The organism is Polaromonas aquatica, assembly GCF_050626995.1.
GTDB lineage: Bacteria > Pseudomonadota > Gammaproteobacteria > Burkholderiales > Burkholderiaceae_C > Polaromonas > Polaromonas aquatica_A.
Genome location: NZ_CP192467.1, coordinates 1,752,162 through 1,778,234 on the forward strand (window position 1 = coordinate 1,752,162; position 26,073 = coordinate 1,778,234).

Genomic DNA, 26,073 nt, shown 5'->3' on the forward strand with positions numbered 1-26,073 from the left:
AAAGGCTGAAAAGTGGGGTAGGCACGCAAGGTTAGCACTGGCGGCTGCACCGCCGGCAACAACGCAACAATTCGGCATTGGCCGATATTGAGGGGGCCTGCAACTCAAGCAGGAAAAAAAACAGCCCACCGGCTTGCGCCAGCGGGCTGAACATCCAAAGGAGATTCTCAATCAGCAGGGCCGCCCTGAGGCAGCCCGAATTCATACCAATTAGCGGTTGTAGGCAGTTTCACCGTGCGAGGTGATGTCCAGGCCTTCACGTTCGTCTTCTTCGCTGACGCGCAGGCCGATCGTGAGGTCAACCACCTTGAAGGCGATGAAGGAAACCACACCGGACCAGATGATGGTGATCAACACGGCTTTGGCCTGGATCCAGACCTGGCTGGCGATGGAATAGGCTTCAGGTGCCACCATGGCCACGGTAGTCCAGTCGCCAACGGCGCTGGGGCCACCCAGGCTTGGCGAATTGAACACGCCGGTCAGCAGCGCGCCCAGGATACCGCCCACGCCGTGCACGCCGAACACGTCCAGCGAGTCGTCGGCGCCCAGCAGCTTCTTCAGGCCGTTCACACCCCAGAGGCAGGCGAAGCCGGCGACCAGGCCGATGATCAGGCCGCCGCCGATGCCGACGTTACCGGCCGCAGGCGTGATGGCCACGAGGCCAGCGACAGCGCCGGAAGCAGCACCCAACATCGAAGCCTTGCCGCGCATCAGTGCTTCACCGACGCACCATGCCAGCACAGCGGCAGCTGTTGCACCCAGCGTGTTGATGAAGGCCAGGGCAGCGAAGCCGTTGGCTTCCAGGGCGGAGCCGGCATTGAAGCCGAACCAGCCCACCCACAGCAATGCGGCGCCGACCATGGTCAGGGTCAGGCTGTGAGGCGCCATGGCTTCCTTGCCGTAGCCGACACGTTTGCCGATGCAGAAGGCACCCACCAGGCCAGCAACGGCGGCGTTGATGTGCACCACGGTACCGCCCGCGAAATCCAGAGCGCCCATCTGCCAGATGTAGCCGGCCTTGCCGTTCATCGCATCGACAACTTCCTTGCCGGTGTAGGCGTCAGGACCCATCCAGAACCAGACCATGTGCGCGATAGGTGCATAGCTGAAGGTAAACCAGATGGCCATGAACAGCAGCACTGCGGAGAACTTGATGCGTTCTGCGAAGGCGCCGACGATCAGCGCGCAGGTAATGCCGGCGAAGGTGGCCTGGAAGGCGGCAAACACGATTTCGGGAATCACGATACCTTTGCTGAAGGTCGCGGCGTTGGCAAAGGTGCCCGCGACGTTGTCCCAGGTGCCCTTCATGAAGAGCCGGTCGAAGCCGCCGAAGAACGCGTTGCCCTCGGTAAATGCAAGGCTGTAGCCGTAGATGAACCACAGCACGACGATCATCGAGAAAGTCACCATGACCTGCATCAGGACCGACAACATGTTCTTGCTGCGAACCAGGCCGCCGTAGAACAAGGCCAGGCCGGGCACGGTCATCAGGATGACCAGCAAGGTGGAAACCATCATCCAGGCGGTGTCGCCTTTGTTGGGAACAGGCGCTGGCGCGGCTGCTGCAGCCGCTGCAGGGGCCGCCGCTGCAGCGGCGGCGGGTGCTGCCGCAGCTGCAGCAGGCGCGGCGGCTTCAGCCGGCTTGGCTTCTGCGGCGGAAGCAGCTGGTGCAGCTGCCGGAGCCTGCGCCATCACGGCGCCGGTCGTCAGCAGGCTCAATCCCAGCACTAGGGAAGCAAGTATTTTTTTCATGTCTATGTTCTCTTCGTTTGACTGGTAGTTAGGGCGTGCCTTACAGCGCTTCCTTGCCGGTCTCACCGGTACGGATACGCACGACCTGCTCGAGGTTGTAAACAAAAACCTTGCCGTCGCCGATCTTGCCGGTGCGGGCGGCGCCCTCGACCGCTTCAATCACGCGATCCACCAGTTCGTCGGAAACCGCTGCTTCAATCTTGACCTTGGGCAGAAAATCGACGACATACTCGGCGCCGCGGTACAGCTCGGTGTGACCTTTCTGGCGGCCGAAGCCTTTGACTTCAGTCACGGTAATGCCTTGCACGCCAATGCCGGAAAGCGCTTCACGCACTTCGTCCAGCTTGAACGGTTTAATGATGGCCGTTACGAGTTTCATTTTCAGGGTTCCTCCAGGGATGAATAGGGAAGCAGCATCGTCAAGCACCACCTCAGCCGGATTACAGGGCTTTTGTACGAGTCATTGCGAATCAGAGCTTCCGTAAAAGCCCCGAAGGCTGGCAACTTGAGCGAACTTCTTAGCAGGTAACGTGCCAAAGACGCTTTGCGTGGGTGACCGGTCTGCCTCTGAACTTCGGGCGAGCTGCTGTAAATCACTCCGAACGCAACGCACCAATAAAGGGCGAATGAGCGCACAATTTTGGAGCACAAAGCCAAAAAGGCGCCGCCAAGCCTGACTTTAGTGCACGACGCTCTTCTGCGGAAGCGTCCGCTTGGGGATGGCGATCTTGAAGTTCAGAGGCAGAGTCCTTGCAGGCGAATGGACGGCCGGCATCCATGGCTAAGCGATACTCGTCTTTCGTGAAAGATTGGTGCACCTGCCCCGGGATGGCCCCGGACTGAGTGGTGACACTGTCTCCGAGGGAGGAATTTTCGAAATGAGCTTGTCTTTAGTGCATAGCCGCGCCTTGCTGGGCCTGGAAGCGAAGCCCGTGCAGGTAGAAGTGCATCTTGCCAACGGGTTGCCCAGCTTTACGCTGGTTGGGCTTGCGGAAACGGAAGTCAAGGAAGCGCGTGAACGCGTGCGCTCAGCCATCCAGAACACCGGACTGGAGTTCCCGGCCAATAAACGCATTAAAGGTAGTCAAGCACTTTATTCACCAAATGAATAAGGTAGGGAGCTATCGTTTTTTGCCCTCAGTTGTTTTAACGTAGGGCCTAGAGGGCGAAAGCTCAGTAGCTCCCACACCGTCCAATTTGCCGAAGCTTTCTGATTCGACCTGATATGCAATTTCTATCAATGCAATGGGACGCCGCCCTTAACTGCTGGTTTATCAGCGTCCTTGCTAACTGCACTGTCTTCGGCCTCGACGGCCCGAAGGTACTAGCTTTTGCCGCCTGCCTGATTACGGCACTCATCGTGGTTGGAATCGGTGCCAGGAAGGTCGCGGTGGCGAAGAGACGAAAGAAGCAAATCGAGTTTGAAGGGTCGGCACTTTGGTAAATTGCCCTTAGCTATTGGTCCAAAAGGGCAAAAAGTTGCTAAACCGGTGCGCGGTGGACCTATTTGGACTCGACTAAATACCTGCTCATGACTCTCTCCATCATTTCTGGGAGTCCATAGCCCAATCCCTCAGAAAGTTTGAGCAGCACACTAATTGTTGGTTGCTTACGGGCGACCTCAATAAGTGAGATATAGGGTCGGTCCAAGTCACATTTGCCCGCCAGATCCTCCTGGCTCATCTCTAGCGCCAGTCGTCGAGCCTTAATCTCGATCGCTAAAGCTCGCATCAAAGGTTCGTTTTTGCTTGGCCGCATCTAGCGCGACTATTGCAAAGCTGTATACTTTTGACACGTGTCTATAGACAGCTATCGACGTCGCATTGGGTATACAAGGACTGCTCATGCTTGAAGCTCTTCGCCCTAAAGCCTCAACAAGCCTAAAAGAGTTGACGCGCCTGACGGCGGCTGACTCCCAACACCTGCTGTACCCCTCAGCTCTCAAAGAGCCAGTTCTTCTTTGCCTAGCCAGAGATCTAAGGATGATTGAGCGCCTCTCATTTGAGGGGGGTGAGCTCGATGCGCCACTTGCACCTTCGCTCTTTGTGGTCTGCGAACTTTTGATGCGGCCCGGTACCAAGTACCACGCAAGCGGTCAATTCCAAATGACAGAAACCGGCCTTGCCCGAGCGATCAAGGCGCTGCAGTGTGCTGTCGAGAGAGAGATAGTCAGCCGCATAGTCGGAATAAGCAGCGAACTTGATGAGGACGACTTCTTTCTCGCCGAACTCGACGGAATTCAGTGCGAGGAAGAAGCTGACAGATGAACGTGATCTCAGACCGCGCGATTACGAAGCTCTTCGGGGGTTCGGCATGGTAAAGGTCCACGCGTTCAGCAGGAACTAGCCGGAGACATGCGCAATGGATAGCCAACACGACGCCAAATTTATTGAAGCCCTGCAGGAGGTAGGACTTGCCCCTATGCTTTCGCCAACTCGGTACATCAGCATGCTCGGCATAGACGCCAAAACACTGGCTCGAAATGCACGTGTACCAGTGAGCACCGTCACCAAGACTCCGGATGCCGCCAATATCCAACGGTATCTGAGGAACAATCTCCGCGTCATTAAGGCGGCATATGACGTCTCGGGTGGTGATCTGGCGAAATCGTTGCATTGGTTTCGAACAGAACCACTTCCAATGTTCGGCCAGAGAACCGCAGAGCAAATGGTTTCTGCTGGCCAGGTGGACGACGTTATCCGCCTGATTGATTCTTACCGCGCCGGCGCGGCAGGTTAACCACCTGCAATTTCGCCAGGAGTATTCAATGCAGCTCAAAGGTATTGAGGCAGTCAGCGTGGTCGATCAGATCAGGTGCGATCGATGCGGCAATGAAGTCCATAGCAAAGAGTCCGGCTTCGAACAAATGACGTCCATTGGCTTTGACGCGGGCTATGGTTCGATTTTTGGTGATGGGAATAGAGTGGAAATCGATTTGTGCGAGCCATGCTTACGTGCCACCCTGGGTACTTGGCTTAGAGTGCGGTCTCCCTGGAGCATCGATCAAATGCCTCAGGGGGAAATTTCGGCCGGTGCCGAGCGTCCTCCACCAACCATCGACAGCCAGGACCCCGGCCGCTTTGCGCACCTATACGGTGTGCTGACAGTTCAGGAAATGGCGGCTCAACTGAAGTGCTTACCCAAGGCGGTTTATGAGCGCGCGGTCGCCGGCGAATTCATTTTCCTTTCGTCGCCAGACCGAGTCGATGACCGGCGCTACCCTGCGTTTCAGCTCAATGAACGTTTGGACAAGTCGCTGCTGAAGCAAACCATCCAGAAATACCTAGAAGCCGACATCAATTCGACCTTGCTCTGGAGTTTCTTGCGGAGCCCGCAAAAGATATACGCCGGCCTGACCGCTATTGAAATGCTGCTGGGCGGTATGCCGCCTCAATATGACACGCTGACGCCCGAGGAAAGGGCCGACATATTCCTCGACGTGGTGGACGAAGAGATTTCCCGCGTGCGCTGGTAGCCTACCCATTGAAACGGGTCAGGTCCAGCTACGGATTTCATCTACCAGAAAGTAATTGCCATGGAAAAGTTGACACCTTGGTTTGATGCCAAGTTACATTCTCCGTCCCGCGAGGGATGGTACGACTGCAAAGAATGCAACGCCAGGCACTATTTTAGGGATGGGCTTTGGTACAGAAACCAAAAATCACTCCGTGACGGCAACATGACGATCCGGAAGATGCACTGGAGAGGTCTGAGACGGGAGTCATTGGTCAACCCTTACTGCTGACGAAACCATGCATGAATTTGCGGCGATCGGATTAGCTGCGCGTACCCGGCGGTCCGACATAGGCTTAACCCAGGATCGCGTTGCGGACCTGTGCGGCTTGTCACCCGTTATCGTGGAGAAACTGGAGAATGGATCGATTGGCGAACTCAATTGGGCGCATGCTGTACGCCTGCTCTCAATGCTCGGGTTGAGTGTCCACGTTTCAAATCCGCGGCCCACACGGCGCCAACAAGAAGGAAGGATCCCCGCGCTGGAGGTGGCCGCACGCTCTGCGAGCACCAGCTATAAAGAAAATCTCAGTACTGAGGACCTGCGGACAGCCCTTCTAACGGCAACGTACCCAAAGAACTTCGCGCCTCATGTGCGTGCATTCTTGGATGAAGCGCATGTTTCTCAGATTGCAGACGTGGTTGAGCAGCTACATCACGAAATCGGCGTCAATCGCACCGAAGTGTGGCGGCACATGCGTAGCATGGCAAGAGCTGCCGGTACAGCCCGAGATATTTGGTTGTAATGGCCTCATTGGTGGGCAACATGAACTTTTAGCTCCTTGAAGGATGGCCAACCATTCGCCTCTAGGACTCACATTCCGGAAGCTCCGCCAGTGACCTGCGCCCACCTGGTTGCTCCTGCTGGACTACCTCCACTGACTCACTGCCGTCCTCCAGCTGGACTACTTCTACCTCGAGCGGTTCTTCCGTCAGGTAAGCCACAACGCGGTTGCCCCTTTTTATGAGCCCAGCCACATCTTCAGGCTCCATACAGTGGGCTTCGTACAGGTGGTAATCCGGTGGTTCAGGCGCATCGAGGCACTGAATCGTGACCTCGATCAACTTTCCGTTTTGATACAGGCTTTGGCCTATGACGTATTCAGACATACTTTCTCTTTCTTGATCTCTGTCTACAAGAGCAACGGCATGGTGCCTGCTTTAGGAGCGACAACCTTGGGAGCGGCAACTAGGCGGTCGGCGGGGTACTGTCGCATGAAGTCCATGCTTTGGCTCGGCTCGGCCTGTAGCCAGTCATCGTAGGCACCGACCGGCAGGATCACCACCATGCGCTTTTCATCTTCAGCTCGGTGAAAGTTCTTCATCAGCGCGTGGTCATCGGCGTTGACCGTCAACATGGTGAAGCTGTGCAGGTCCCCTGTTGGCGATTTCCAGACCGACCACAAGCCTGCGATCCCCATGGGTTCACCGTCCGCTCTGGCAATGCGGGTCGAGACCGGTTTGTCGCCTCGGTGGTCCGGTTCGTAGATGGCATCGGCCGGGATGATGCAATGCTTGGCCCAGCGCCAGGCATCCCGGAAGCTCGGCTTTTCGGTCACAGTCTCGCTGCGGGCGTTGTACGTGTTTCTGGCCAGCTTTTCATCCTTGGCCCAGTGGGGCAGCAACCCGAATACTCCCGCAATCGCCTCGCGTTCGGGGACGGCCTCGTCACCGCTGCCAGCTTCTTTCGGCCGACGTATGAAAACACCCTTGTACCCCGGCCACATATCGAACTTTCCCTGGTCGTGGGGCGGCTCAACATTAAAGGCCGTGCGGTATTTTTCCGCGTTTCGCAGAGCTTCAAAGTTGCTGCACATGGTCAAACTTTAACCTTCGCCATATACTGGATGCATGTACAGTATTATGCCGCAAGATGCCGTCTGCTTCACGCAGGGCCCCAGCTTGCTCGTAGCTTGGGTGGATGGCACGGTTCCGGCTGGATTTCCCTCGCCAGCGGCAGACTTCGCGGTCAAACGTCACGACTTGAACGAGTTGTTAATCACTCATCCGGCCGCAACATTCATGTGGCAGGCCCGCGGCCTATCTATGATCGAACTGGGCATTGCGGACAGTGATATTTTGGTGGTCAACAGAGCACTCACTCCGAAGCACGGCGACATTGTTGTGGCGGAAATCGATGGCGATTTCACCGTTAAGCAGTTCTACCGCCGCAATGGAATGGTCCAGCTACGTGCCGCCAATGCCACCTTCCCCCCCATTCTTTTCCGAGATGGTCAGACCATGACCATTTGCGGTGTGGTTACAGCCACCATTAAGCGCTTCAAGTGATGCCATGTTTGCACTGGTCGATGGCAATAACTTCTATGTGAGCTGTGAGCGGGCTTTTCGTCCTGACTTGAAGAATCGTCCGGTTGTTGTCCTTAGCAATAACGATGGTTGCGCCATTGCGCGGAGCAACGAAGCAAAGGCCCTTGGCATTCGCATGGGCGCACCGTGGTTTGAATGCCGGCATTTGGCAGAAGAGTATGGCGTAGTTGCGCTCTCGGCTAACTTTGTGCTCTATGGTGATATGAGCGACCGCATGATGTCGGTGGCTGGTGGGTTAGGCCCAGGGCAGGAGATATACAGCATTGACGAATCGTTTATTGACATGGCTGGGGTCAAAGGTGATCTGACGGTGCGGGCGCAGCGGGTGCGGGAGCGCGTTTTGCAATGGACCGGCATCCCCACCGGCATCGGCATAGCGCGCACAAAAACCCTGGCCAAGCTGGCAAATCACATCGCCAAGAGCGCTGACCGCAAGGCTGGCAGCTACCCCGCAGAGCTCGCCCGTGTCTGCAATCTGGCCAGCTTGCCAGCGGCGGACCTCGATGCCGTGCTTCAAGCCACAGACGTATCCGAAGTGTGGGGTGTTGGGCGCCGTATCGCGGAGCAGCTAAATGAAGGTGGGGTGCATACCGTGCTGGACCTGGTGCGCCTGGACCCCGCAACCGTGCGCAGGCGCTGGAGCGTGGTGCTGGAGCGCACCGTGCGGGAGTTGCAGGGCCAGCAGTGCATCACCCTGGAAGACCAGCCAGCGCCCAAGAAAGAAATTGCGTTCACTCGAAGCTTTGGCGGAGCGGTCACTGAGTTGGTGGACCTCATCGCCGCGGTGACACGATTCGCAAGCGGTGCGGCGGTGAAGCTGCGCGCCCAAGGCAGTAAGGCCGGCCAGCTACAGGTGTTCGCACACACCAGCGCTTTCCGACCGGGGCCGAAGTACAGTCGCAGCCTCATCCTACCGTTGCGCCGCCCGACAGATGACACCGTGGCGTTAGTCAATGCGGCGGTGCGCGGCATTGAAGCCATCTATCGCCCGGGTTTTAATTTTTCCAAAGCGGGAGTGATGCTCCTTGATCTGCAGGACGGCAACCTGGAACAAGGGGAGCTGGATCTGGAACCTGAGGCTCCGACACGCGGTCATCTGATGGATGCGCTGGACAAGTTAAACAACCGCTATGGTCGAGGGACTGTGGTGGTGGCTAGCGCAGGTATGAAAGGGCCGCAGCGGGGTTTCGAGATGAAACAGAACCTGCTCACGCCGCAATACACAACCTGCTGGAGCGACCTCCCAATTGCAAAGGCCTAACGCTGGCTACTACCAAAACAGAACCCTCTTATCAAGCAACCCATTTTTTATAGGCCTCCAACAGCGTCTCGATTTCCGCAGGCGCTTGGGCGTCCACAATATGTTGGCTGTAGCCATATGCTCTATGCGCTGGCTCAGCGGTCAATATATTTTGCTGATACGGACTCAGCCCAGGAGTGGGCGTCATTGACAGGAAGTCGGTGTTGATAGTCTTCAACCAGGCGAAGAGAATTGAGCTAGCGCCTGCAGCTCCGAGATAAGAGCGAGCGCAATCAATACTCCGGCCAGATGTGCAAATATCGTCAATTACAAGGATGGTCTTGCCAGCAAGAGAGAGCGCTGTTTTGCGTGGCTTTCCTCCATACTTTGCTGGATACCGGTTCAACTTAATCGAGTTAACTTGGTTTGAAAATAATCTATCAGCAGCTCGCGATTTTGAGCTCTTCGGCGCATCTGAGTGACGCAATAATAGGTCCGGAAAAAAAGTCTTTCCGAAGCATTTTCCGAGCAAGCTCAAGTCATCGTAAAACGCTTTACTTTTAGCGCCGGATGTATGACTGGGGTAGACAGTGATGTAGTCGACCTTGTGCATAATTCCCGAAAAATACAATGTTGACACGATAAGCTGATGCCAAAACTCGAGTGTTCCGGCATCGAATTTCGCTGCCCGCCGCGCGTCTTCACTAAAGCTTGCGTACTGCTCAATGTATGTTGAAAACGGGCCGAGGGCGCTGACCTGTAGATCGGCATGAGGATCGCTCACGTTCCAGTAGAAAGGATGCTGACGAGTTCCAAAAAGCGAGCAAAATCTTTCAAGCTCAGATATGGACTTCAGTTCAAATCCATACTCCAAGTTGCCACCGTACCAAGACGGACGGAGTAGAAAAAGCTTATTGTTTACACCAGCCCTGAGGTCCTCATCTCTCGCACCGATCAGGATCGTCTCATGTCTCTGAACATTGAACTGAGCAAGAATTGGATCGACAGAGCCGGCCATTTGCCGGTAAGGGGAATTAGAAGTCGCATGGCCTACGGCAGAAACTAGACAACCTGCTTTCGCACCTAAATATTCGTGCAGTGGCGTCGAGTTGTTTACGGTCCACTTCCTGTTTGACCACACTGCGACCCGAATCCCTTGTTTATGTAATCTCGATATGACCTCGGCCCACTTGTTGATGTCCTCTGTAGGTAAGTGACCATCGCGTTCGATAGTTCCAGACGGGCTGACTAAGACAAGCTTGAGTGGCATACCATCCTTAGAACAATGCTTTTTGGGTGCTAGGCGGCAAAGCAGTACTCGGGCGGGCGCTTGACAATGCGGCCGTAAATTCCACTTGCTCCAATGGCAGCCTGAAATGTTCCGTACCCCTTCCCGCGTCACTAGGGCTTAAGCCACCAGAGATTTCCAAACTAATGGCATTGCGCTCCATCGATTGCGCAAATCTCACCGTGTGCGCGGTTCCAGAATTCCGTTTCCACTCCGTGGCTACAACACAATCTGAAATGCAGGCCTGCAGGCGGTTTCGCCAAACAAACATCTCTGCTGCTGGGGCCTGCCTGGGCAAGTACTCTGAGATCAGCAAGCCACCTCGGTCTACGATTCGCTGTGCCAGATCAATATTGCGTGCCGGATACGGAACGAGCATCCCGGACCCGAGAACTGAGATTGTTGGAAGATCGAGTTCCAACGACCACTCGTGAGCGATGCTATCTATGCCAATTGCTAGCCCGCTAACAACGGGCGTATCTAGTTCCCGCAAAATACTAACGCTGTATTTCGTCAAGAAATCGCCCGCTGCTGTTGGGGAGCGAGTGCCAACAATTGCGACGCTCCTGGCAGAAATTAGATCAAGGTTTCCTTTAAGAAAAAGCCAACTAGGACGTTGAAGTCCCAGATCGTAGAGCTTCTTTGGGTAATGTGGAGATGAAGACGTTACGCAATGAACATTTGCGCGAGCAAGGTCGGAGGCCATGGATAGACCAACACGCCAAACATGTTCCTTCAGTTCTTTGAAGGTTCCAAATCCCCCAAGAGCTACAAGCTTCCCACCACTTGCCCTAAGGCCTTCGGAGAATTTACCTAAATCTTCTTCCGCAAACAGCTTGATTACGTTTTCCGGATCACCCAATCGCCGCAACGTCGTATCGCCCACCCCAGGGATCGAGCTAATGCCGAGCGTGGCCAGGACCGCTGGTCCATAGCCAAACCTTTCGATCAACTCCATCTCAGACGCGCTCATTGACGTGGGCCTCCCCGCTTTAAAGCACTAGCTTAACAGGCACTTATAAGACATTCGGTAATGAGCGCTATGAATTGGGGTACTCGGAGGGTTGCCAGCGTTCGCGCCCAGCGCTGTGGCTGTGTGTATGCCCCAAACAGTGGTGTGTTTCACTTCTCGGCGACCGAGCTCGGCGCTACTTGCGTACAAAAAGTTGAATGAAGGGCTCGTTCAGTTTGGATGGATACGGATTTCCATCGGGAGTGAAGCCACAGTTCTTAAGCGCCGTATGCATTCGATCATTATTCACGCGCGATGTAGCGTAGACCGGTGCGGCCTTTAACTCCACCATAAGCGCTCGGATTAGCGGACTTACTTGATGCCTGCTTCTCGCGACCGGCCGGAGGTATATCCAGCCGAGCTCGAACTCAAATATGGCAGGGTCGGAATTAGCTTTTGACTGTGCGAATACTTTGCTGCGATGAGAGTCATAGGGGCGTTTGATACCGCCGACACCAACAACTAATTGGTCCGACTGCAAAAACGCGAGAACCGGCGCTCTACCAATCATTTGAGGTAATGTGGCAGGGTTAACTTCACCGCCCTCGAGTACAAGCGCCTGAAAGATTGCAAGGCGCTCCAGGTCGCATTCGGCCGGCCGTTGCAAATTGACGGTGAATTCAGGTGTCGGTGTGATCGAGGTCATCGCTTATTGCAATGTTTACTTTGAATTTGAGGGGCTTTAGGTTCAACTCGACTTGCCGAGAGCTAGCGTCGTTGAGCACGTAATCCATCCAGTGCGTCGAGATAGGTATTCCGTAGACCCAGATATCTGTGGCGCTCACTTTCGAATCCACTTCATCGTGCTGACCTCGACCTTCAAAGATAATGCCGGCCAGGGTGTAGCTATCGTCCTCTGCCACATCAAAAATAGCGCCCCCAGATATCCCGCCAAATTTCATCACATCGGACGACGCAGTAAGCTCGTCATTGAAAATCAGCTGCCTCTCTGAGGCCAAAACATCTGTCATTACGATGTGATAAATCGGATGATTGGACTCCCCGTCATCTTCGGTTCGAAGCGCGCCAGGATAGCCCACACCCAAATATCGTTCACCTTCTTTAACTGGGTTTGCCTCATGCACCAGCATGACCGGCGTTTTTCCACCGGCTTCCAGAGTGGGCTGATCCAATATGAATACCGCAACGTCGTGTGGAAACTCGTGGTTTCTGGTCGTTGACGAGAATATTAGGCGCCCCGGAAGAGGTTGATGTTTATTCAATGCAAGCACGAACGCGCGATCGGCGGTGACACGTTCGAAATCACCGATCACATGCTGATTTGTGATCCCAAAACAGCGCCCCTGGTACGAGATAAAGGTCATTGTTCCCTGGCCCAACATGGGCCCGCCGGTTCCGGCGAATGCCGCGTGCACTGGGTTCACTTGAAATATCGGTGCGATATGTTTTTTGGTGGTACTTGTCAGTTTTTTCGACAACTCCCGGTCTGCCTCAGCACTCCGCATGATTACGCTCCTATGTGTTGGGTGGAGGCTATCGTTTAACGACCTGAGTTGCCTCCTACAAATAGAGTAAGCGCAACACCGTCGGCGACCCTAATCTCAAGGACTTTATTAGGTGAAGCACAGGGATCGTCCGACTGACAGTTGGTGACCCAGCTCACATCGAACTCGCTTCGTTTATCGGGCATGTGCGGGACTGGGAGTGTTATTTCTGCGAGCGGTGGTGCAAACGAGCATTTACTATTTTGATCGTTGCTCATATCGTCGGCACCACGCTATGGAGAACGATTGTGAAAGGGAAGATATGAAATCGCTGGAATCGGAAGCTTTGCTTCATATCGAGGCGGCTGCAGTTCTTAAGCTGCGGATAGACGCCTTCGATGAACATGAGATTTCTCTTCAATCCGGTGTTGTGGATGCCGAGCTGGCCAGCCAGGTGCGTGAAGCCCTCATGGAATTAAGAGCCGGGCTCGATTGCTTAAAGAATGAGGTCTCGGTGAGGGAAGGTTTAGCCCAACCATTGGACATGGCTGCTGAATCTTGGCTTGCAGATCTCTACGCCCTCACTGACGGCGGCGGGCGGGAAGTATTGATTTCGCCTCACACTGTCGAAGTGCAGATGCAAAAGCAAGATGACGGCACGCGATCCTTGCGGATACCGGGACCAGCTGGGCGGACCGTCCCGCTTACCGCCCCGATGTTGCTTTCCGCCAACCTTGCAGATGACGCGGCCGTCGCGGGAACGGCCACGTACCTGGCGGCAAGCACGGAGGGCCGGGATGAGCTATTTTCATTTTTGGAGCGATGCCTCACTGGAAGCAGGTCGCTCATGGCTGCCTTTTCGGCACGAGCGGCGGACAGATAGACCCACTACCGCTGGTCGCCCCTTGGGGATTTCCTGTTGATAAGCTGGGCAAAACCAGTGTATAAATATAGTATGACGCTAAACTCTGTTTATTTATGAGCGCCAAAGCGCCCAAATTGGCCGAGTTTTTTACGGCTGGCCAGTCGGCAAAGCTTGCGGGCTTATCAATGGCCATGGTCAACTATCTCTGTCGAGAGGAAATAGTTGTGCCGTCTGGCAACCAACACCGCGGGCATGGGTCTGCGCGACGGTATTCTTTTGGCGATGTGGTCGCTCTTCGGTTGGTTACGAGGCTTTCGGCGGCAGGCGTATCAGTGTTACGCCTACGAAAGGCCATGCAGCGTCTACGTAAAATTCACCCAGAAATAACGCTGACGTCTCTTCCCGGAAGCCATATAGTCACTGACGGACATGATCTTCATTTGCGTCGGAGTGGCGAGTCGATGGAGAGAGTATTAGACGGTCAATTTGCGTTTGCGTTTGTGATTGAGCTCGCGCCGTTGCATAAAGAATTAGTTGCCAGAGTAAAAGAACAGAATTCCCGGGCGTCAGAGCCTGTAGCAAAAGTTGCCTGAGCTACCGCTTGCCGAGGTCGAGTTCCAATTCAAGTATTAAGGAGAACCAGATGCTTGCAGCTGCTTCCAACGTAGACAGTCCCCTGGGCCTCTTTCATGTAGTTCTAAGTTCATTGACCTCAGCGGACACCGCTGTGGTCGGGACTCCCCTCAAAGAGCACGCTCTCTCAATTCTGAAGATAGCGTGTCAAATATCTGCCGACCCTTCCATGATCAGCCGGTCCACTCCCCCCGAGTCGATTGAGTTGGCATTACGGTTGACAGTGGATGACGAGTTGCGGCGGCGCGTAAGTGCGCTGCAGGCGCTGGATTCAATCCCAGCGCAGGATGTGAAAGAGTTGCTGACTTCTTTCGATCCTCTTGCTGCTTAAAACCAATCTTCGGCTTTTACTTTCGCAGCTGGAAAGGCTCGCGGAGACTCCATACTTTTCTCCCAAGCTTGATTCGTACATCGACGACCTGTGCAAGGTTACGCGGGAGCTTTTGGCTCGACTAGAGACTACAACCCCGGGCATCAACCAGGGCATCGCGCGTTTCGCAGCATCGAATATTTGGATGCTCACGCAATTTCTTACAGGGAGCACGACTAAGCAGATCCCCTATGAGGTTGTTTATGCAATTGAGCGCGCTGCCAGCGAATGGACCTCACTTCGATTGCTTGTAACTACGGCAATTGTGCAGGAGGCCAACTTTTATTTCCACGGTGGGAATGAGCAGTTCTTTCAGCTTGCTGAAGCTGAACTAGGCATCAAGATGGAAAGCCGACCGGTTCAGATTGCGCTTCCCTATATTTATCGCCATAAGCCTCTTTTTTGCATTCCGTTGTTTCACGAGCTCGGACATTATGTGGACTCTGCAAATGACATCGTCGGTATTTCTCTCCTTCTAGATCCCATAGAGATCGGCCCGGACCTACCAGAGCTACCCACCGCGAAAGAAATCCATAACGCACCCGCAAACCAGAAATCGGGCTTGATAACAATCTGCAAGGCTCACAGGCAAGAGTATTTCGCGGATATCTTTTCGGCGGCCTATGTAGGAGAGGCCGCAAAAGGATTCATGAAAGAGTTCTGTCCTGAGCAAAAAGTTAAGCCGACGCACCCAAGCTCAGCAGCCAGGTACAAGGTACTCGATGATTTTGTCGCCGGCGTCCCGAATCCCATCGTGGACATGTTTCAACGAGCTCTTGCCGCGCGACAGCTCCCATCTTTGCACCCACGTTTTGATTCAATCGAACTCGGAAGCACTATTGGCGCGGTGAGGCCATTTGCACCAAAGTCGGACCGTGAATTGTTCGGACTTTTTGAATCTGGGTGGCGCTTCTTGAGTACCCAGTGGCCAGGCGGCTCAGGATCATGGGAGCATCTTGCAGAGCATCAGCGGATTGAGGTCGCCAACGATCTTGTCGAAAAATCCATTCGGAACCGAATGATCAGGGAGAGCTGGGATGCGACTACTAACGCGAGCTGAGCTCACCCAATCCCTTAATGACACGGCTGAGGACAGCATTTTCCTTGACCCACTTCTGCGGGAGAATCAGGTGGGCGCGGTATCCATTGATCTCCGCTTGGGCTACGATTTTTTGGTTTCGGTTCTAACACGAAGTCCTGCAGTTGAGCTGGTACATGAGGAGGAGGCGCGGCGTCGGGGGATTCAATCGTACTTTCAGGAAACCCGTCGCTCTCTGGGCGAAAGATTTGTTCTTTACCCTCATCAACTAGTGCTTAGCGCGACTGTTGAGTATCTTTCGCTTCCCAAGAATATTTACACAGACATCGTGGTGCGCAGCAGCTACGCACGGTTGGGAATCGGCGTCTCCACGTCGATGCAGCCGGGATGGCGGGGATGTGTTCCGCTAGAACTTTTCAACCACGGCAATACGCCCGTCGAACTCATTGTGGGAAGCTGCATCTGCCAGGCAAAGTTCTTTCAGATCGACGGTGAGGAAACTTACGTCAACTCTGGATCCGCGCGTAAATATTTTGGAAGCATCCGCCCGACAGTCTCCAAAGCCGAGCGTGATGAAGATCTCAAGATACTGTCCAAATTGGCAAATACCCCATAAGGGCCTGCTCACGCCGGGCGCCCCACTATTCTGATTCAGCGGGCCATACTCTCTCACTCGGAGACAGAAGCAAAAGAGTCAGTGTGTAGCCGTAGTTGTCGCAAACCACATTCATTTCACGCAGCTCAGCACTGGCATGTGCGTGGGGAAACCAGACTTTCGCGGATACGGCTTGAGCCATTCTTGCTGACTCCGTCAATGATGCCGCGGTAAGTGAACTTTGTGGAAGCTCAGTGACGACATTTCGGGTTTTAAAGTACGCCCCATTCTTAAAAGCACGGTCAGAAGATACGCTCCAGTCAATGAAGCCATCTCTGGAAAGAATAAGTACTGCGCTTTCCGATGTCGACTTCACCCAACGTAGCGCAGCCGCAGTAAGTGAAACACCAAACTTATCCGCGCACGCACCAAGTACGTCGAAGTCGACGGTCGTGCCCTCCGTTGCGGAGCGGAAATGCGTTAATGGCATCAGAAGGTTTGAGGCGAAGTCATCTGCTTCGGACTCCATTTGCCTGGCAGATGCTCCCCAGTGGACCATGTCCTCCTGGGTGCATTCGAACACGGGCTGCCTGCTTCTATGAAGCATGTAGTGACCGAGTTCATGCGCCTTGGTAAAACGAATGCGCCCTGGCGATCGCATTGATTCGTTGTAAAGCAGTAGCCAACCTTCTCTCTCCGCGCTGTGGAACAGGCCTCCTTCAAAACTGGAGATGTTGGCGCCCTTGACTTCCAAAACGGGGTCGGCCCATTTCATTTCACTTCCGACCCATAGAGCCAGATCGTCCACTATGACCGGAAAGCGCTGTAGATGTCCGGCGGATGCAAGGGCGTCAAGCCAGTGAGTGAGCTTGGCCGCAGCGAGAAAAGGGGAAGAGAACTGCTGCACCTGCGACTAGCTTGATTTTTTGAACGTCTCAAGAATTCGGCGCAATTGCTCTTTATCTTCCGGCTCTAGCTTTGAATAGCTTCGAAAGAACTGCTTGTCTTTGTGATCGTCCAGGGGCTGATCCACGGAATCGTCCAGAAAGAACGATACGTCCACTCCAAGAATTCCCGCAATGCTCTGGAGTTTCTCAGCCGACGGTTTTAACGATTCTCGATTTTCCAGTTCCCACAGATAGCTTTTGCTCAGGCCTGCACTCTTGGCCAGGCCTTCGAGTGTCAAGCCATTTTGATTTCTGAGGCTGCGAATTTTGTCGCCAAGTTTTGTTGCCATTTTTCCGTGATGTGCCACCTATAAGGTGCGCGATTGTATGGCCATACCGAACAAAAAATACCCAAATAACCACACTATTGTCGTGGTTGAAAGTTCGATATACCGAACTTGATGTTACGATACAGCCACATTAACTTTTTGGACCAAATCTCATGGAACCACAATCCAATGCCGCTCACCAGGCTCAAAACGGTGAACTCAGCGATGAAATCATCGATCTGGAAGAGTACTCCTCTTCGGGCCGTCCGGTGCCGAAGGCCAAGAAATATCGCATCCGGATCGACAAGGAAAAGTACGTCGTCCAGGTGACGGACATGACCGGCCGGGAAATCCTGGCTTTGGCTGGAAAAACACCCGAGAAGTTCCTGCTGCGGCAGAAAACCAAAGGCGGCGTGGAGGAGGTCAAGCCGGATCAGTCGGTGAGCTTCCTGAAGCCCGGGGTTGAGCGGTTTATGACAATTCCCAAGGAAGTTACCGAAGGGGAGGGGCCGACCGTTCGCCGGCAGTTCAAACTGCTCGATCAGGATATGCAGTTCCTCGACGGTACGGGCCTGCGCTGGGAAACGATCATGGAGGGTGGGGTAAAAGCGGTGGCCGTGCATGACTGGCCGCTTCCGCCGGGCTACAACGTCTCGCATGCCCAAGTGCACGTGCGTATGACGGACGGCTACCCCGACGCCCAGATTGACATGGCCTATTTTTCTCCAGCTCTGAATCGGGCCGACGGACGCGGCATCAATAATCTTTCGGGTGTGGTATTCGACAGTCAACAGTGGCAACAATGGTCGCGTCACCGCACGCCTTCAAGTGCGTGGCGGCCCGGCATTGATGATTTGAGCACCCATATGGCATTGGTGGACGACTGGCTCGCCGCGGAGTTGCTCAAGTGAACGGAACCAACGCTCCAGTCACGTTGGCGATTTCCGGCAAGCATTACACGGCGCTTCGGAAACACCTCTATCCGGGGGACGGCAAAGAGGCTGTGGCGTTCGCATTTCTCGGCCGGGCGCGCCGCCCGGATTCCGAACTGTTGCTGGTACGAGAGATCGTGTGCCCAGCGCACGATCTGTGCACCCGTAGCCCTTATCGCGTTACCTGGCCAGGGACCCTTTTAGATAAAGTACTCACGCGCGCCCTGGCGGAAGGGCTGGGCGTGGTGAAGATCCATAGCCACCCGACTGGATACCCATGGTTCTCTGAGACCGACGATCAAGCAGAGGCCGATCTATTTCCATCGGTATATGGTTGGCTTGGCGATAGCGGCCCGATGGCCAGCGCCATCATGCTGCCCGACGGAAAAATTGTTGGCCGCGTCATCAGAGAGACGGGTATTGGTGAGCCGTTAAGAAGCATCCGTGTGGCGGGTGACGACTTTCTGTTCTGGCCCGATCCTTCCGAGCTGACCGTGCCAGAGCACGCAGTCCGGGTGGCCCAGGCATTCGGTGACGGAACTTACGCGCGTCTTCGCAACTTAAAGGTTGGCGTTGTCGGCTGCTCGGGGACGGGTAGCATTGTCGTTGAGCAGCTTGCGCGCAACGGCGTAGGCAAGCTGGTTCTGGTCGATCCCGATCATATCGAGAAGAAAAACCTCAACCGTATTCTGAACAGTACCGCCCGTGACGCAAGAGATCAGGCGAATAAGACGTTGGTGCAACAGCAAGCCATCAATGCAATGGAGTTTGGCTGCGAAGTCACCGTTCACCCTTATGACCTTCGAGACCGACGCGCGCTCCTTGATCTGTCAACCTGCGATGTGCTGTTCGGCTGCATGGACAGCATTGATGGTCGCCATATTCTGAACAAGCTTGCTACAAGTTATCTCATTCCCTATATCGACCTCGGGGTGCGCCTGGACGCTGATGGGCGCGGCAATGTTGAAAGCATTTGGTTGGCGGTGCATACCCTCCAGCCTGGTGGCTCTAGCCTTAAGAGTCGACGCGTATACGACCAGGCTGGTATGGAGGCGGCTTTTATGTTGCACGGCAGCCCAGATGAATACGAACGAATGAAGAAGCAAGGCTACGTCAGAAATGTCACGGTAGAGCGACCTGCGGTTATATCTGTGAATATGCAGGTCTCGGCCATGGCCATAAACGAGTTGCTTGCACGCCTCCATGGCTTTAGAAGCGCGCCGAATAGCGCATATGCCGTTCGCCGCATTGCTCTGCATGACGATGATGCCAGCTCCAATGAATCCGACGGAGAACCTTGTCCGGAGCTACTGAAGCAGGTAGGGCGCGGTGATCAAAGTCCATTCTTGGGCATGCTTTCCCTCGGAGACTGATGCGATGCGAAGCTTCCTGAGAAAGATCGCACAGTACTTCTGGGGCCTGTTTAAGACCCAAAGCGACTTCACGGTCTTACTGGATATTGATATCCCTGACGAAATCAAACAGAAAAAGTTATACCTTATTGGTACCGAAAATTACTACTGGGTCGCAGTGTTGCGGTGCCCTTGTGGATGCGGCTCCGTTATTCAACTGCCCATGTCGCTAGGCAGTCGCCCCTGCTGGCAATTCAGCGGAACTGCTGAAAAACCATCGCTATATCCTTCCGTTAATAGAACGGTGGGTTGCCGAAGCCATTTCATTCTGCGAAGTGGCAATATCAAGTGGTGCCACTAGAGGCGGCGCATCGCAGTGCCGAACGCTTGTTCTTATACGTTAGCCGAAGGGCCTACTTGCTCCGTCCTACCGGCTTGTTCCGGAGGCCTGCCAGTTCAAGTTTTAACCGAGCATTTTCGCTCTTCAATTTCTGAATATCTTCGGTCTGAGCAGCTCGCTTCTTGCGAGCGAGCTTAGATTGTGCGCGCGAAGCGTACCCCAAGAACTGCGTCTTGTCTCGGTGTCCCATCTTCATCGCCATGACATCAGCAATGCTTGAAGTGCTGGTATCTAAACCCGCCTCTTTGCGCATTTCAGTTTCCAACTCAACTTCCTCTGACGCAAACTTTGACCGGAACACGTGGATTGCAGAACCTTTGCGTGCTCCCGTCAACCGCATTGCAGCAGATACAGCTTTCGTGATGGATCGATCAGCAAGAGGGGCACCATCTCGACTGGACAAGAATATTCTGTGCTTATGTCGATTGGGTGAAATTTTCTTGCGCAAAATGAAATCTCTTAAATGAGATTCGCTGAAATCACAAATCCGCTGAGCAAGCCACGTTGGCACTACAAAGGTATTTGCGTAGCCAAATTTTTGACTCTTCGGACGCACGTGAAACTCATTCTCTCCAACTGCGTCAATAGCGGCTTGTTTGAACTCAGTGGACATTAACGAGTGAATTGATCCGCGTCGTAAACCCATGACAGACGCGATATCCACAATCAGGCAATTCCGATGCGCTATATATGGGTCATTTGTACTTGAGAAAAAAATCTCATGAAGCTTATCTACCGTCTCCTCGGTGGGAATATCCTGAGAAACATGGTGCCTGGAGCCATTCGGGATAATCTTGTATTCCAATGGATATGTGCAACTACTTCTGATATTCCATCTCGCTTGCGGGGTGGTCCTGGTTATACGGGAACCTTCAAGCACAACCACGGAACTCGACACCGCACATCGATCCCCCACCGTACCATCCCTGATAAACCCCTCGGCCTGTAGCCAGTGAAGCCACTTATATATGCGACGTAACTTCACGTTGACAGTGGCTTTAGCGCTTTCTTCATCTCCGCGGTAGGAAGGGCTTTTCAGCACCTCGTCCAAAGCCTGATCTCTAAAAAGTCGGATTACCTCATTGTTTACATCTGCGACAGGCGTGTTGGTCGCAGACAGGTATCCCCAAAAGAGGCGCAAATGATCCATCTCATTGCTAACTGTTGTGCTAACAAGCTGCGCCTGGGACATTGCAGCGGAGTAGTTGCTCAACGGCTTGACGACGCATCGTTGCGTCAAGTCGTAAACGAGCACCTCTACCGAATCTCCACAATCCACAACGCTCTTTTTAAACCTTTCCATTATTTACACCCCGCAGTGGAGTGATCTTTCGAGCGGCAGCTATTAATACAGCTTTCTCCCGCTCTAGTTGCGCAACCGCTTCGGTCAGCCCTGAGATCCGAGATTGGCTTTCCTTCTCAAGCGACCTCATTTTGGATTGCAGGCCCTCATATTTTGCGTTGGACCGAATAGTCTGCCGGCGCTCCATGACAAGTTCACGTTCCGCAATCTGACGAATGACTAAGTGCAGCCTAATGTCGCTTTTTAGCCTCGCAACCACTTCGCTTCTGTCTCGAGGCTTTTTCTTTGTACTTTCCGTCGCCGATTTTATTAATTGGAGCAACTGGTCAAGCGATATAAAAAGCTCCGGATGCTTCTTGAGAGTGGCTTGTGCATTAGTGCCGAAAGGTTCGGCATAACCCAAATTCATAGGGAACTTTAAAGAAGTCCATGCGTTGAACTGCCGTGGGGTATGGGGAAGAGAGCTCTTCTCAACCGTATCATCTTCAAGAGCGCTCTTCAAAGCGCGAATTTTGTTGACGATATTTGTTTTTGCCGCATCGGCGTTCGCATAAGCCACCTTCGGCTTATTTCCCATCAAGGTTGAGGATGCAGCACCTCTTACCCCGTCAGAACTTTTCTTCGCCATTACAAATCACCTCCCAGGCGCATCTTGCTTAAGTAGATGATTCGTCTCAAGTTGGCTATTTCGTTGACTTTAGCCATGCCCAAGACAGTTGATGCGGCGGTCGTTCCAACCTCAGTCTCTAGAAAAGAAAGGTCTTCTTGAAGACCGCGTACATGACCTAGCGTGCGATCGTGAAAGGAGCAAGCATCGCAAAGAGCGGGAGATGCATCTTCTTTTCGAAGTCGCCGCTCGTCGGAAGAATAGCAGCGTGCAAGTCGATTAACACCAGGCGAGTTGCAGTCTCCGTGCTTGTAAGGCGAGGACCTATGACCACGAGCTACCAGCGCATCCTGAAGCTTGCCGATTTGCTGATCTAACTCAAGTTGTTGATAGGAAATACTGCGGGACATTTTGCTGTGAAAACGCCTGACGAGCTTCGCATATCCGCCGGAGAACGATTTTGCGCTTCCAACTATCTCCGCAATAAGCTGGCGGAGTTTTTCCTGCCCCACAGCAGCTACTTCTTCCGAAATTTCACGGAAATGCTCTTGTTGAGCTTTCTGAGCTAACGCTGGGGCAATAGACCACATTGAAGCGCCTGTCCGGTGTAGTGCCGTCGCCTCGGCATCATGGATATAGTGCAGCGTGCACAGCGTATCCCGATGGCCCATCTGTTGCGAGAGCGCTTGCAGCGTACCCAAGGAAAAGCGATAGTGAAAGTGCAGTGCATATGCGCGCCGAAACATGTGCGCGCGTGGAAGAACGTCCCAATCCTCTTCCCTCACATCCACAAAGAACGCCCGTGCCATTCCTCCCTTATTGGTTGAAAATTCATACCAACTCGGGATCCCTTGTTTGTTTGAGAAGCTAGGATAGAAGAATAGTTTTCTGTCCCGATAGCTGGCTTCTGGAATTCTTTTCCCACCACACAGCTCATGATATTCCCAAGCAATCTCTGATACTTCCTCAAGAAGTGAAATCGCCCGCATGGTAATGTTATTTATCAGGAACGGAACATAGTCTTTCGTAGTTTTTTCTATGTAGAACAGGCATTCATACAGCCCTAACTCACGATCAAGCACAGTCATGCTAGTAGTATGGAGACCAACAGCTTTTCCACCGATCTCATCCTTTCGCCTAGCATTCATGATCGCAATAATGGCAAAGCATGAGGTTTGCAACTTGTTAATCAGTTGACTCACAGATGCGCCGTCCCCTTTCGGAACCGAATACGTAGTCAGCTTGATTCCAAGAAGAGCGTCTAACTCTCGAGCTTCCTTGCAGTTGAGTAAAACCTTAGCCTGCTTTCGCCACTTTTCGGCGACTGAGCGGCTTGCATGCGGTGCACATTCTCTGCAAAGGTTTTTTAGCAATTGAATCGCAATTGGGCCGTACTCTAAGACCCAACGAAATGCCTCTGTGAGAATGGCCGAGACTGACTCTGGGCTCATGCTGGGAGTTCTCTGAGCCGGGCGGCTTGTAGCGCTAGGGTTCCTTTCCGCGAATTGATAGGATCCAGAAGTGTCGATGTGGCTCCAGCCGTAAGGCGGTGAAAGCTCACTGACAATCGCAAGATGCGTAAGGATGCCTTGTAGCGTGCTGGATGAAAACGTTTTTTCTACGGTAGCTGAACCGTTAAGGTCTTGATCGCCATTCATGCTTTTCGCAACTAGGACAGCACGAAGAATCGTTGCACTGGCACTCAATCTTGTGTTCGTGCCGATGGTCTTAAGGAACGAGGCTGAAAGACCCCAGTTTTTTTCTTGGCCACGCGCCTTTTTCAAAGAAAGGAAGGCCGAAATCTGCGTCGCCGTTAGGTTCTTGACTGCGCTGAAGGATCGAGCCTCTAAATCCAAGGCTTCGTCCCACAACCCTACTGCGAGCTTCTGTTTGAGTTCATCCCAATGAAATTGACTCCAATCAGAAAGATCATACAAACCAATTAACCAGCTGTACTCGAAGAGCTTGACCAGAGCCCGAACAATGTGTGAGCATTGAACATGAATCGACTTTGAGCGCTCGTTTCGGATCAGATAGGTGTCAATTGCCATGACGATAGTCATGCAAAATTTGGGTCTTTGCGTTAATTGAATAGTTTGGCTGTTAAATGGGGAGGGGGGAAGACAAAAGCAACTGAGGTCAAATGACTTCCACGGCTCTTGATCTCGCTCCACGTAAGTCTTTTTTACCTTGAGAACCCAAGTTTCGCTCACCTTAAGTGCAGCGCTTAGAGGTAAGTAGGTTCCTGGCGAAATTGTCTCCTGCAGAGCCACCGGTTGGTTGGCCATGGAGATGGCAGCGGCCCTCATTCGGATTCCTTCAAGAGGTGCCGGTATGGTCCATTTTTTAACGCTCCAAACAAACCAATATTGAATAGCATCGCCGGCAGTTGATATGCCTCAAATGCTTGAGGGTTTGCATTGAGCAGTCGTTCCCAATTCTTCTCGAAGTATCTCTTTGTCTTTGCAACCTCTTCAATCCGCAGCAAGTCAATAACAATCTGCCGGTTTGAGCACCCTCCCTCAGAATGGCACCGTTTGGCTGTGCAAATTCCGAACTCCATCCAATCGGCTTTAGGTGGGGCCTTCATGTCGGCGCAAGACGAGCCGTCACCTATGGGAACTCTTTTCAACCGTGCGGCGGAATTTGAAAACTCGTAAGTGATAGACGTTTCCCACCTACGCTGAAACTCCAAATTGACGGCAGAGTTGACCCGTTGCAAGAGTATTTTGTCTATGTATCCTCCCGTGGTTGCGATGGACTTATGCCCCGCTGAGTGCATAGCCGCAAACACGCTTCCTTTTTCCAAACTCTCCAAGCCGAGCATCTGATTCCTCACCTCCTCATGGCTGAAATGAGCCAACTTGTACTGTTCCTGGAATTTCCGCAAAGCAGCACTCCAGCCAACAATTGGTTTGAGTTTTTTCCTGCGAGTGTCGCCGCAACTAAGCCACAGGGAATCCTCATTAGAGTTAACCCAGCCCCGTGCCTTTAATGCCTCCAGTCTCCCTTTCAAAACCGAAATAGCCAATGCGATCTCAACATCAACTTTTTCCACGAAAGAAACCGGTGTTTCTTCCAAAACTTTCCACTTACGCGACTGAATTTCGTACGGAGCAACAGTCGAGCGAATATCCCGATTATTCAAGTCCAGGACAGAACTGATATTCCACGCTGTATGAATTTGAATTAGCAAGGTGCAAGCCACCAAGACTTCAACCGGTGGCGAAATTTCTATACGCATGGCAGCTCGAAATGTCGTTTTTTTAAGCGCGATCCTCTCGAGAAAGTTATCTGCTATGGCTTTGCAATAAGGATAGCCACCGCGACCTAACTCGATTGGAGGTCTCAGATTCGAATCAATGCGCAGGTATAGCGTGATCAAGTCGATCTTCTCAGCCTCAGTGAAATTCGCTTGAAGCTTGTGATTGCTAAGGTGACGAATTTTTGCTCTAAGCGCCTCTTCAACCTCTGTATCAATGATTCTTTGTCTGCATGTTCGGAGACTTTCGCAAGATGCAAGATAACGTGTCAGCACATCCATGCATACGCGCTTGATCTCATCGACATCCCTCCTCATTTTTTCGCGAGTTTGATTTTTGAGATCTACCGCATCAGTGTGCTCAATTGCACCAATCGGTAGGCTGTTCTCTTGATGCTCCGAAACACTTGTGAGATCACTAATTAGCTGTCGTCCCCCAATAACTATCGGCAATACGGTCCTATAAGAGGATTTATTCTTTAAGCGCTGATCGTCGCTATGTTCAGAAAAGTAGGCTTTTAAAAATTTACGCAACTCACTGGACGTTCTTGACGCGACTTGAGGTTTCTCTGCATAGACTTCAGATAGTTGTTGCTCCATTTCTGAGAAGAAGCGAATCATCTTTTCGAGGCTGAGAGCCTTTACTGGCGCGTCGCAGATCGCGCCCCACCACACATTCGAGTCCAGAAGCAATATTCCGGCACTTATGAGGTTCCACTTAGTTTTACCAATTGGTCGCAAGCTAGCTTTTTCCGCCAACGCCTCGAAGGCAGGCGCAAGCCAAGCAGCTGTCTTTTCTGACAATTTGTCGTATGGCACTTCAAATGTCTTCAAATAAGTAGTCTTATGAACTTTCGCACTGGTTTGAATAAGTGTTTTCATTTGCCTTGTTCGAGAAAGGTAACTAACTTCTAACCATTA

Annotated in this window: 29 protein-coding genes and 1 pseudogene; 15 read left to right on the forward strand and 15 right to left on the reverse strand. The window is 53.0% G+C overall.

Translation table 11 applies throughout. The features are described 5' to 3' along the window. Window positions 1-210 precede the first annotated feature (210 nt). Window positions 211-1,752, reverse strand: a complete 1,542-nt coding sequence (locus tag ACQ4MS_RS08435; RefSeq protein WP_431099001.1) for an ammonium transporter — start codon at window positions 1,750-1,752, stop codon at window positions 211-213. Between the two features lie 40 nt (window positions 1,753-1,792). Further along, on the reverse strand, window positions 1,793-2,131 hold the full coding sequence (gene glnK, locus ACQ4MS_RS08440; RefSeq protein ID WP_077591625.1) for a P-II family nitrogen regulator: 339 nt from the start codon (window positions 2,129-2,131) through the stop codon (window positions 1,793-1,795). A 499-nt stretch (window positions 2,132-2,630) separates the two neighbouring features. On the opposite strand from glnK, the pseudogene ACQ4MS_RS08445 reads away from it, so the two are divergent. Both ACQ4MS_RS08445 and ACQ4MS_RS08450 read left to right on the forward strand, forming a co-directional pair. Beyond that, window positions 2,631-2,828, forward strand: a pseudogene (locus tag ACQ4MS_RS08445) (magnesium chelatase domain-containing protein); the annotation flags it as partial. 149 nt (window positions 2,829-2,977) lie between these two features. Then, window positions 2,978-3,196, forward strand: coding sequence for a hypothetical protein (locus ACQ4MS_RS08450; protein ID WP_431099002.1), 219 nt, complete (start codon window positions 2,978-2,980; stop codon window positions 3,194-3,196). A 59-nt stretch (window positions 3,197-3,255) separates the two neighbouring features. Here the strand turns inward: ACQ4MS_RS08450 and ACQ4MS_RS08455 are convergent, their stop codons facing one another. Next, window positions 3,256-3,510: a helix-turn-helix domain-containing protein gene (locus ACQ4MS_RS08455; RefSeq protein ID WP_431099003.1), complete on the reverse strand. Its 255-nt coding sequence runs from the start codon at window positions 3,508-3,510 to the stop codon at window positions 3,256-3,258. A gap of 86 nt (window positions 3,511-3,596) precedes the next feature. Between ACQ4MS_RS08455 and ACQ4MS_RS08460 the strand changes: the two genes are divergently transcribed. From ACQ4MS_RS08460 to ACQ4MS_RS08475, 4 genes are all read left to right on the forward strand, one after another. Continuing rightward, window positions 3,597-4,019, forward strand: coding sequence for a hypothetical protein (locus tag ACQ4MS_RS08460; protein WP_431099004.1), 423 nt, complete (start codon window positions 3,597-3,599; stop codon window positions 4,017-4,019). A 94-nt stretch (window positions 4,020-4,113) separates the two neighbouring features. Beyond that, window positions 4,114-4,491 (forward strand): DUF2384 domain-containing protein, encoded by a 378-nt coding sequence (locus tag ACQ4MS_RS08465; protein WP_431099005.1) that lies wholly within the window; start codon window positions 4,114-4,116, stop codon window positions 4,489-4,491. Window positions 4,492-4,519: 28 nt separating this feature from the next. Beyond that, window positions 4,520-5,227 carry a hypothetical protein gene (locus ACQ4MS_RS08470; protein ID WP_431099006.1) on the forward strand — a complete coding sequence of 236 codons (708 nt, stop codon included), beginning with the start codon at window positions 4,520-4,522 and terminating at the stop codon, window positions 5,225-5,227. A 277-nt stretch (window positions 5,228-5,504) separates the two neighbouring features. Beyond that, window positions 5,505-6,011 carry a helix-turn-helix domain-containing protein gene (locus ACQ4MS_RS08475; protein WP_431099007.1) on the forward strand — a complete coding sequence of 169 codons (507 nt, stop codon included), beginning with the start codon at window positions 5,505-5,507 and terminating at the stop codon, window positions 6,009-6,011. A 61-nt stretch (window positions 6,012-6,072) separates the two neighbouring features. Here ACQ4MS_RS08475 and ACQ4MS_RS08480 read toward each other — a convergent pair whose 3' ends face one another. Together ACQ4MS_RS08480 and ACQ4MS_RS08485 are read right to left on the reverse strand one after the other, a co-directional pair. Beyond that, window positions 6,073-6,375 (reverse strand): hypothetical protein, encoded by a 303-nt coding sequence (locus ACQ4MS_RS08480; protein WP_431099008.1) that lies wholly within the window; start codon window positions 6,373-6,375, stop codon window positions 6,073-6,075. A 23-nt stretch (window positions 6,376-6,398) separates the two neighbouring features. Further along, complete coding sequence (locus ACQ4MS_RS08485) at window positions 6,399-7,082, reverse strand: SOS response-associated peptidase (RefSeq protein ID WP_431099009.1); 684 nt, start codon at window positions 7,080-7,082, stop codon at window positions 6,399-6,401. Window positions 7,083-7,116: 34 nt separating this feature from the next. Between ACQ4MS_RS08485 and ACQ4MS_RS08490 the strand changes: the two genes are divergently transcribed. Together ACQ4MS_RS08490 and ACQ4MS_RS08495 are read left to right on the forward strand one after the other, a co-directional pair. Next, window positions 7,117-7,554, forward strand: a complete 438-nt coding sequence (locus ACQ4MS_RS08490) for a LexA family protein (RefSeq protein WP_431099010.1) — start codon at window positions 7,117-7,119, stop codon at window positions 7,552-7,554. A gap of 4 nt (window positions 7,555-7,558) precedes the next feature. Continuing rightward, a complete protein-coding gene (locus tag ACQ4MS_RS08495; protein ID WP_431099011.1) occupies window positions 7,559-8,854 on the forward strand; it encodes a Y-family DNA polymerase in 1,296 nt (431 codons plus the stop codon). 31 nt (window positions 8,855-8,885) lie between these two features. Here ACQ4MS_RS08495 and ACQ4MS_RS08500 read toward each other — a convergent pair whose 3' ends face one another. The 4 genes from ACQ4MS_RS08500 to ACQ4MS_RS08515 all read right to left on the reverse strand — a co-directional run bounded on the left by ACQ4MS_RS08500 (window position 8,886) and on the right by ACQ4MS_RS08515 (window position 12,599). After that, on the reverse strand, window positions 8,886-10,103 hold the full coding sequence (locus ACQ4MS_RS08500; protein ID WP_431099012.1) for a hypothetical protein: 1,218 nt from the start codon (window positions 10,101-10,103) through the stop codon (window positions 8,886-8,888). 7 nt (window positions 10,104-10,110) lie between these two features. Then, entirely contained in the window at window positions 10,111-11,094 is a 984-nt protein-coding gene (locus ACQ4MS_RS08505; RefSeq protein WP_431099013.1) for a DNA-processing protein DprA, read from the reverse strand. 175 nt (window positions 11,095-11,269) lie between these two features. Continuing rightward, window positions 11,270-11,779 carry a hypothetical protein gene (locus tag ACQ4MS_RS08510; protein WP_431099014.1) on the reverse strand — a complete coding sequence of 170 codons (510 nt, stop codon included), beginning with the start codon at window positions 11,777-11,779 and terminating at the stop codon, window positions 11,270-11,272. Next, window positions 11,754-12,599, reverse strand: coding sequence for a trypsin-like peptidase domain-containing protein (locus ACQ4MS_RS08515; protein ID WP_431099015.1), 846 nt, complete (start codon window positions 12,597-12,599; stop codon window positions 11,754-11,756). Before ACQ4MS_RS08515 ends, ACQ4MS_RS08510 begins: the two co-directional genes overlap by 26 nt. 301 nt (window positions 12,600-12,900) lie before the next feature. On the opposite strand from ACQ4MS_RS08515, the gene ACQ4MS_RS08520 reads away from it, so the two are divergent. The 4 genes from ACQ4MS_RS08520 to dcd all read left to right on the forward strand — a co-directional run bounded on the left by ACQ4MS_RS08520 (window position 12,901) and on the right by dcd (window position 16,101). Beyond that, window positions 12,901-13,461, forward strand: a complete 561-nt coding sequence (locus ACQ4MS_RS08520; RefSeq protein ID WP_431099016.1) for a hypothetical protein — start codon at window positions 12,901-12,903, stop codon at window positions 13,459-13,461. A 95-nt stretch (window positions 13,462-13,556) separates the two neighbouring features. Then, window positions 13,557-14,036, forward strand: coding sequence for a MerR family transcriptional regulator (locus ACQ4MS_RS08525; protein ID WP_431099017.1), 480 nt, complete (start codon window positions 13,557-13,559; stop codon window positions 14,034-14,036). A gap of 360 nt (window positions 14,037-14,396) precedes the next feature. Continuing rightward, entirely contained in the window at window positions 14,397-15,506 is a 1,110-nt protein-coding gene (locus ACQ4MS_RS08530; protein WP_431099018.1) for a hypothetical protein, read from the forward strand. Next, window positions 15,484-16,101: a dCTP deaminase gene (gene dcd, locus ACQ4MS_RS08535; protein ID WP_431099019.1), complete on the forward strand. Its 618-nt coding sequence runs from the start codon at window positions 15,484-15,486 to the stop codon at window positions 16,099-16,101. The genes ACQ4MS_RS08530 and dcd overlap by 23 nt, the downstream gene beginning before the upstream one ends. A gap of 25 nt (window positions 16,102-16,126) precedes the next feature. Here the strand turns inward: dcd and ACQ4MS_RS08540 are convergent, their stop codons facing one another. Both ACQ4MS_RS08540 and ACQ4MS_RS08545 read right to left on the reverse strand, forming a co-directional pair. After that, window positions 16,127-16,987, reverse strand: coding sequence for an ImmA/IrrE family metallo-endopeptidase (locus tag ACQ4MS_RS08540; RefSeq protein WP_431099020.1), 861 nt, complete (start codon window positions 16,985-16,987; stop codon window positions 16,127-16,129). A 6-nt stretch (window positions 16,988-16,993) separates the two neighbouring features. Then, window positions 16,994-17,317, reverse strand: a complete 324-nt coding sequence (locus ACQ4MS_RS08545) for a helix-turn-helix domain-containing protein (protein WP_431099021.1) — start codon at window positions 17,315-17,317, stop codon at window positions 16,994-16,996. Window positions 17,318-17,469: 152 nt separating this feature from the next. Between ACQ4MS_RS08545 and ACQ4MS_RS08550 the strand changes: the two genes are divergently transcribed. The 3 genes from ACQ4MS_RS08550 to ACQ4MS_RS08560 are packed head-to-tail and all read left to right on the forward strand — an operon-like array spanning window position 17,470 to window position 19,941. Continuing rightward, window positions 17,470-18,207 carry a multiubiquitin domain-containing protein gene (locus tag ACQ4MS_RS08550; protein ID WP_431099022.1) on the forward strand — a complete coding sequence of 246 codons (738 nt, stop codon included), beginning with the start codon at window positions 17,470-17,472 and terminating at the stop codon, window positions 18,205-18,207. Next, window positions 18,204-19,601, forward strand: coding sequence for a ThiF family adenylyltransferase (locus tag ACQ4MS_RS08555; RefSeq protein WP_431099023.1), 1,398 nt, complete (start codon window positions 18,204-18,206; stop codon window positions 19,599-19,601). Before ACQ4MS_RS08550 ends, ACQ4MS_RS08555 begins: the two co-directional genes overlap by 4 nt. A gap of 4 nt (window positions 19,602-19,605) precedes the next feature. After that, complete coding sequence (locus ACQ4MS_RS08560; protein ID WP_431099024.1) at window positions 19,606-19,941, forward strand: DUF6527 family protein; 336 nt, start codon at window positions 19,606-19,608, stop codon at window positions 19,939-19,941. A 52-nt stretch (window positions 19,942-19,993) separates the two neighbouring features. Here ACQ4MS_RS08560 and ACQ4MS_RS08565 read toward each other — a convergent pair whose 3' ends face one another. Genes ACQ4MS_RS08565 through ACQ4MS_RS08580 form a run of 4 tightly spaced genes read right to left on the reverse strand, consistent with a single transcriptional unit; the run spans window position 19,994 to window position 26,034 of the window. Further along, the gene (locus ACQ4MS_RS08565; protein ID WP_431099025.1) at window positions 19,994-21,283 is read right to left on the reverse strand and encodes a hypothetical protein; all 1,290 of its coding nucleotides are present in this window, start codon (window positions 21,281-21,283) and stop codon (window positions 19,994-19,996) included. Beyond that, window positions 21,270-21,911 (reverse strand): hypothetical protein, encoded by a 642-nt coding sequence (locus ACQ4MS_RS08570; protein WP_431099026.1) that lies wholly within the window; start codon window positions 21,909-21,911, stop codon window positions 21,270-21,272. Before ACQ4MS_RS08570 ends, ACQ4MS_RS08565 begins: the two co-directional genes overlap by 14 nt. Continuing rightward, entirely contained in the window at window positions 21,911-24,199 is a 2,289-nt protein-coding gene (locus ACQ4MS_RS08575) for a hypothetical protein (RefSeq protein ID WP_431099027.1), read from the reverse strand. The genes ACQ4MS_RS08570 and ACQ4MS_RS08575 overlap by 1 nt, the downstream gene beginning before the upstream one ends. Continuing rightward, the gene (locus tag ACQ4MS_RS08580; RefSeq protein ID WP_431099028.1) at window positions 24,196-26,034 is read right to left on the reverse strand and encodes a hypothetical protein; all 1,839 of its coding nucleotides are present in this window, start codon (window positions 26,032-26,034) and stop codon (window positions 24,196-24,198) included. The genes ACQ4MS_RS08575 and ACQ4MS_RS08580 overlap by 4 nt, the downstream gene beginning before the upstream one ends. Window positions 26,035-26,073: the final 39 nt, after the last annotated feature.